Source organism: Microbacterium sp. (assembly GCF_049661145.1).
GTDB lineage: Bacteria > Actinomycetota > Actinomycetes > Actinomycetales > Microbacteriaceae > Microbacterium.
The window spans coordinates 1-5,837 of record NZ_JBASZT010000104.1; the positions used below are offsets into that span (position 1 = coordinate 1).

The 5,837-nt window shown below is 69.5% G+C and carries 5 protein-coding genes, 1 tRNA gene and 1 pseudogene; 3 read left to right on the plus strand and 4 right to left on the minus strand.

The features are described from left to right. Positions 1-1,480 (minus strand): non-homologous end-joining DNA ligase (gene ligD / locus WBP48_RS04445; RefSeq protein ID WP_424436663.1); only part of this gene is annotated, 1,480 nt, incomplete at its 3' end. 128 nt (positions 1,481-1,608) lie between these two features. On the opposite strand from ligD, the gene WBP48_RS04450 reads away from it, so the two are divergent. Further along, positions 1,609-2,421 carry a Ku protein gene (locus tag WBP48_RS04450; protein WP_424436666.1) on the plus strand — a complete coding sequence of 271 codons (813 nt, stop codon included), beginning with the start codon at positions 1,609-1,611 and terminating at the stop codon, positions 2,419-2,421. Positions 2,422-2,437: 16 nt separating this feature from the next. On the opposite strand, the gene WBP48_RS04455 is transcribed toward WBP48_RS04450, so the two are convergent. From WBP48_RS04455 to WBP48_RS04465, 3 genes are all read right to left on the minus strand, one after another. Further along, the gene (locus tag WBP48_RS04455) at positions 2,438-3,265 is read right to left on the minus strand and encodes a DedA family protein (protein WP_424436669.1); all 828 of its coding nucleotides are present in this window, start codon (positions 3,263-3,265) and stop codon (positions 2,438-2,440) included. A 59-nt stretch (positions 3,266-3,324) separates the two neighbouring features. Beyond that, positions 3,325-3,406 (minus strand) — tRNA-Leu (locus tag WBP48_RS04460). A gap of 12 nt (positions 3,407-3,418) precedes the next feature. Further along, positions 3,419-4,258, minus strand: a complete 840-nt coding sequence (locus WBP48_RS04465) for a formate/nitrite transporter family protein (protein ID WP_424436672.1) — start codon at positions 4,256-4,258, stop codon at positions 3,419-3,421. A gap of 93 nt (positions 4,259-4,351) precedes the next feature. Between WBP48_RS04465 and WBP48_RS04470 the strand changes: the two genes are divergently transcribed. Together WBP48_RS04470 and WBP48_RS04475 are read left to right on the plus strand one after the other, a co-directional pair. Continuing rightward, positions 4,352-5,557, plus strand: coding sequence for a CpaF family protein (locus WBP48_RS04470; protein WP_424436675.1), 1,206 nt, complete (start codon positions 4,352-4,354; stop codon positions 5,555-5,557). Further along, positions 5,554-5,837, plus strand: a pseudogene (locus tag WBP48_RS04475) (type II secretion system F family protein); the annotation flags it as partial. The gene WBP48_RS04470 and the pseudogene WBP48_RS04475, both read left to right, overlap by 4 nt.

The window sequence follows — 5,837 nt, forward strand, 5'->3', positions numbered from 1 at the left end:
GAGGGCCCGAAGCGGCGGAGCGCGCCGCCGGCCGGGCGCGCCGAGGTGACCTCACGAGCGAGGCGGTGCCGGATGCCGAGGTCCCGGCATCCTTCATCCGGTGCAGGAGCCACTGCGACTTCTCACCCGCGCCCTGCGTGCGGATCAGCGCGAGGCGCACGGCGGTGAGCGGTCCGCCGGGGCGTCCGGTGAGCGTGAAGATGATCTCGTCCTCGCGCCACTTCTCGGCCTCGTAGGTGCCGGTGTCCCACACGGTCATCGTCCCGGCGCCGTACTGACCCTTCGGGATCTCGCCGGCGAAGGTGAGGTACTCGATCGGATGCGGCTCGGTCATGACCGCGAGATGGTTCCGGTCGGGTGTCTCCGGGATGCCGCGCGGGACCGCCCAGCTCTCCAGCACGCCGTCGCGCTCCAGCCGCAGGTCGAAGTGGAGCCGGCTGGCGTGGTGCTCCTGGATGACGAAGCGCCGACCGTCGGGGTCGTTCTCCGCACCCCCTGCGGGGAACGGCTCTGGGGTGGCGGTGGCCTCGCGCTTCGCGACGTACGTGGCCAGCGGGTCACCCGTGCTCGCCGCTGCCGCTCCGACGGGCGCCATCGGCGCGAGCAGATCGCCCATCGTGGTGACCCGCTCCAGTACGTCATCGAAACCCAGGTGCCGCACCCCGGGGTCTTCCAGTTCATCCCAGGTGCGGGGCGCGGCGACAGTCGGCTCCGGCCTGCCCCGCAGCGAGTAAGGAGCGATCGTCGTCTTCGCGGCGTTGTTCTGGCTCCAGTCCACGAACACCTTGCCGGGGCGCGCCTTCTTGCTCATTGCGCTGACGACGAGGTCGCCATGGTCGGCTTCGAGCGCTCGGGCCAACTCGTGCGCGAACGCGGAGATCTCCTCGCTCGTGCGGCTGCCGTCGAGCGGGGCGTACAGGTGGATTCCTTTGGAACCGCTCGTGACCGGCAACGGTTCCATCCCGACACCGTGCAGGATCTCGCGCGCCCAGCGCGCGACCTGGGCGCACTCGGCGAGCCCGGCGCCGGGGCCCGGATCGAGATCGAGCACGAGGCGGTCCGGTCTGCCGCGACCGGCGCCGTCGAAGCGCCACTGGGGAGTGTGCAGCTCGAGGCTCGCGACCTGGGCAAGGTAGACGAGGCCGGCCACATCGTCGACGAGCGGGTAGTCCTTCGCCCCCGACGAGTGGTCGATCGCGTGTCGACGCAGCCAGTCGGGCGCCCCGGCTTCGAGGTCCTTCGCGAAGAACGGCGGGTGGTCCACGCCTTCGGGCCAGCGCAAGCGGGTGACGGGCCGGCCCGAAAGGTGCGGCAGCAGGAACGGCGCGATCCGGGAGTAGTAGTCGATCACCTCGGCCTTCGTGGTGCCGGACGCGTGCGGCCCGGTCGGGGGGTAGAGGACCTTGTCGAGATTGGTCAGCCGCACCCGCCTGCCGTCGATGTCGACGACCTGGCCCGTCACCTGCCCCCTGCCTGCCATGCCGTCAGGCTAATACGGAGGCGTCCCTCAGGGACCCGCGGCTTTCGCCACGCCACGGCGCCGCAGCGCCCTGAAAAGCGAGCCGTAACCCCTGGCGACCACCGCGCTCGCCGGTGTTGACTGTGAGGATGAGAGCGATCTGGAAGGGCGCGCTGACATTCGGCCTCGTGAACGTGCCGGTGAAGGTGTACTCCGCCACCGAGGACCACGACGTGCCGCTGCACCAGGTGCACGCGAAGGATGGCGGGCGCATCCGCTATCAGCGCATCTGCGAGCTCGACGGGGAGGTCGTGCCCTACGCCGAGATCGACAAGGCGTACGACGACGGCGACCGCACCGTCGTGCTCACCGCCGATGACATCGCGTCGCTGCCGGCCGAGCGCAGCCGCGAGATCGAGGTCGTCGAGTTCGTGCCGAGCGACCAGATCGACCTGCTCACCCTCGACCGGGCGTACTACCTCGAACCGGACTCGTCCTCACCGAAGGCCTACGTGCTGCTGCGCCGAACGCTCGAGCAGACCGACCGTACCGCGGTCGTGCGGTTCTCGCTGCGGCAGAAGACGCGGCTCGCGGCCCTGCGTGTGCGCGGCGACGTGCTCGTGCTGCAGACCCTTCTCTGGTCGGATGAGGTGCGTGAGGCGGCCTTCCCGGCGCTCGACGAACCGGTGAAGATCTCGGCGAAGGAACTGGAACTGTCGGCATCGCTCGTGGAGAGCTTCTCGAGCGACTTCGATCCCGATCAGTTCGTCGACGAGTACCAGCAGGAGCTGCGCACCCTCATCGACGCCAAGCTCGAGAAGGGCGACGCGCTGGACACGTCGGAGACCTTCGGTGAGAAGGGCGAGCCGGATGCCGGGGGTGAGGTCATCGATCTCATGGCGGCCCTGCGGGCCAGCGTCGAACGCAGCCGCGCTTCGCGTAAGAAGACCGAGGCGTCCTAGCAGCCGGAACCGGCCGTCAGGATGCCGCGCCGTCGCGGCGGCTGCGACGGGTCTCGCCCTCGACGGGCGCCGGCGGCGTCTCGAACACTTCGGGAGCGACCTCGTGCACGACCGGCGCCGCTTCGAACGCTGCGGCCGGGAGGGCCAGGTCGGCCGCGTCCTCGGCATCCGTCTTCTCGGGCGCGCCCGCGGCGAGTTCCTTGCGCACCTTGCGCTTCTCGGAGAAGTAGTGCCACAGGGTGACCAGCGCCGTGCCGCCCACCGCGACCAGCAGAATGACGTCGATGTACTCGGTGACCAGGTGCGCGACCCACGGAATGTAGGCGATGAGGTAGCCGACCATCGTGAGACCGAAGCCCCACAGCAGGGCTCCGATGAGGTTGTACACGGAATAGCGACGCCAGGGCATGTGCCCGACGCCGGCGGCGACCGGCGCGAAGGTGCGCACGATCGGGACGAAGCGTGCGAGGATGACGGTCAGGCCGCCGTACCGCTCGAAGAACGCGTTCGTGCGCTCGACGTTCTTGCGGCTGAACAGGCCGGATTCCTTGCGTTCGAAGACGGCCGGTCCGCCCTTGTGCCCGATGAGGTAGCCGACCTCGCCGCCGATGAACGCGGCGAGAGCGATGAGCAGGCACACGATCCAGATATTGACGCCGAAGATGTCGTTGGTGTGTGTCAGCAGGCCGGAGATCACCAGCAACGTGTCGCCCGGGAGCAGGAAGCCGACGAGCAGGCCCGTCTCGGCGAACACGATGAAGCACACCACGAGGAGAGCCCAGGGCCCGGCGGCGTTGATGATCAGCTCAGGATCGAGCCAGGGGATGAGGGCGAGAGAGTGCACGAAGTTCCCGTCGGTTGAGGTCGGCGGCAGGGCCAGCAGAAGGATAACGGCTGTCCCCGTGCGGAAGGTGGGACTTGAACCCACACGCCCGAAGGCACAGGAACCTAAATCCTGCGTGTCTGCCGATTTCACCACTCCCGCGGAGCGTTCAGTCTATCCGGCGAGTTCGGCGGGTTCCGGGATGTCCGCCTCGCCCGCGGTGGCCGGGATGGCAGGCAGGCGCGGAGAACCGCCGACGACCCAGTAGCCGAGGCCGACGACGACCGCGCCGCCGACGAGGTTCCCCAGGCCCACCCACAGCAGGTTCGACCCGAACAGCGCCCACGTCGCATTCGGGTCGCCGCTGAACAGCCCGATGCCGTACGTCGTCATGTTGGCCACGACGTGCTCGAAACCCGAACTGATGAATGCGAGGATCGCGGCGAAGATCAGCAGGATCTTCGCGACATCGGACTGCACTCGCGCGCACATCCAGATCGCAAGGCACACGAGCACGTTGCAGAGGATGCCGCGGACGAACAGTTCGACGGGGCCTTCGGCGGCCTTGGCGGCGAGCATGTCGTGCAGCATGTCACCGGCGGCGGCATTGGCGTGCAACACCCCGGATGCGACGATCAGCCCGGCGAAGACGAGAGCGCCGACGAGGTTCGCGACGAAGGTCGCCGCGAGCGTGCCGACCGTTCGCCATGGACCGATCGCCCGCATGAGCGAGCCGATCGGCAGGATCATCATCGCGCTGGTGAGCAGATCGGCGCCGGCGAACACCACGAGCGTGAGCGCGACGCCGAACACGAGTCCGGCGACGAGCTTGGCGAGGCCGTCGCCGGTGGCCAGCAGGGGGCCGGCGGTCGAGACCATCAGTACGACGCCGATGCCGATGTAGGCGCCCGCCAGCATCCCGGACACCAGGAAGCGCCCGGGGGAGTGGAGGGCATCGGTCTTGTGCACCGCGGCCTCGGCCTGCGCGTGGAGGGTCTCGGTGATGGTGAGCACACGGTGATTCTACCTTGTGGTCAGACCACAGGTCCAGAGTCCGACTGTGGATAAGTTCGACGCGCGGTCGCGAGTGCTTGTCAGGATGCCGGGGTGACCCCCTTCACTCAGACCGCCGCCTCCACCCGTGCCACCCCGCCCGCGGGCGCCGCGCAGTTCGCTCCCGCCGCCGTCCATGCGGTCGCCGAGCGAGTACGGGATCGCCTGCGCGAGGAGCAGGCAGACCCGCTGCGCCATCCGGGGCGCGCCCAGCAGGTCGCGATCGCCGAAGTGCGCCGCCACAACGACTATGCGCTCGCACGCGGGCTCGAGTTCGTCGACGACGAGGACGCCTGCGTGCGCGACGTGCTCGCCCGGGTCACCGGGTACGGACCGCTGCAGGCGCTGCTGGACGACCCCGAGATCGAGGAGATCTGGATCAACGATCCCAGTGCGGTCTTCGTGGCGCGGGCGGGGCGCAGTGAACGAGTAGCGATCAGGCTGACCGACGAGGCGGTGCGCGACCTCGTCGAGAAGATGCTGCACGCGACCGGCCGCCGGGTCGACCTCAGCCAGCCGTTCGTGGACGCATCGCTGCCGGACGGCAGCCGGTTGCACGTCGTGATCCCCGACATCACGAGGTCGCACTTCGCCGTCAACATCCGCAAGTTCCTCACAGCGCGGCGGACGCTCGGCGACCTGGTTGCGGCGGGCTCGCTGCCGCACCCGGTGGCCGACCTGTTGCGGGCCGCGATGGCGGAGGGGCGAAATGTGCTCGTGTCAGGGGCGACCCATGCGGGAAAGACCACGATGCTCGCGGCTCTCATCGCGGCGTGCCCGCCACAGCAGAGGATCGTCACCGTGGAGGAGACGTTCGAACTCGCCGTGAGCGCTCCCGACATCGTCGCGTTGCAGGGCAGACAGCCGAGCCTGGAGGGCACCGGGGCGGTGACCCTGCGCCGCCTCGTGAAGGAGGCGTTGCGCATGCGACCCGATCGCCTCGTCGTCGGCGAAGTTCGGGATGCCGAGGCGCTCGATCTGCTGCTCGCGCTGCACACCGGGGTGCCGGGCGCCGCCACGATCCACGCGAACTCCGCCGTCGACGCCCTCGAACGCCTCGCGACGCTGCCGCTGCTCGCAGGTCGCAACATCGATGCGGCGTTCGTCCTGCCCGCAATCGCGACGGGTGTGCATCTCGTGGTCCACTGCCGACGCGCGGCGGACGGGACCCGGTTCGTCGAGGAGATCGTGGAGACCACGGGGCGCATCATCGACGGGGTCGTCGCGACCCGGTCGCTCTACCGCAAGGAGGCGCCGTGACGCTCGTGTGGGGAGCGGTGTTGGCGGCCGGCGTCTTGCTGGTTCTCTCCCCCTGGCTGTGGCCCGCCGGTGCCCGACGTGAGAGCGTCCCCTCCGACGGTCGCTTACGCCGAATGCTCGAGGACGCAGGCTACGCGCACGCTCCCGCCAGCAGGCCGGTACTGATCGGGGTCGTACTCGGGGCGTTGGGAGCCTCCGTGGCGTGGTTGGTGACCGGGCTGCCCGCCGTGGCGCTCGTGGCCGCCGTGGCGGCCGCCGCCTCGCCGTTCGCGTGGTTGCG

Excerpts from the sequence above, each read along its gene's own strand:
- WBP48_RS04450 (WP_424436666.1), top strand. The coding sequence starts at position 1,609 with ATGAGAGCGATCTGGAAGGGCGCGCTGACATTCGGCCTCGTGAACGTG.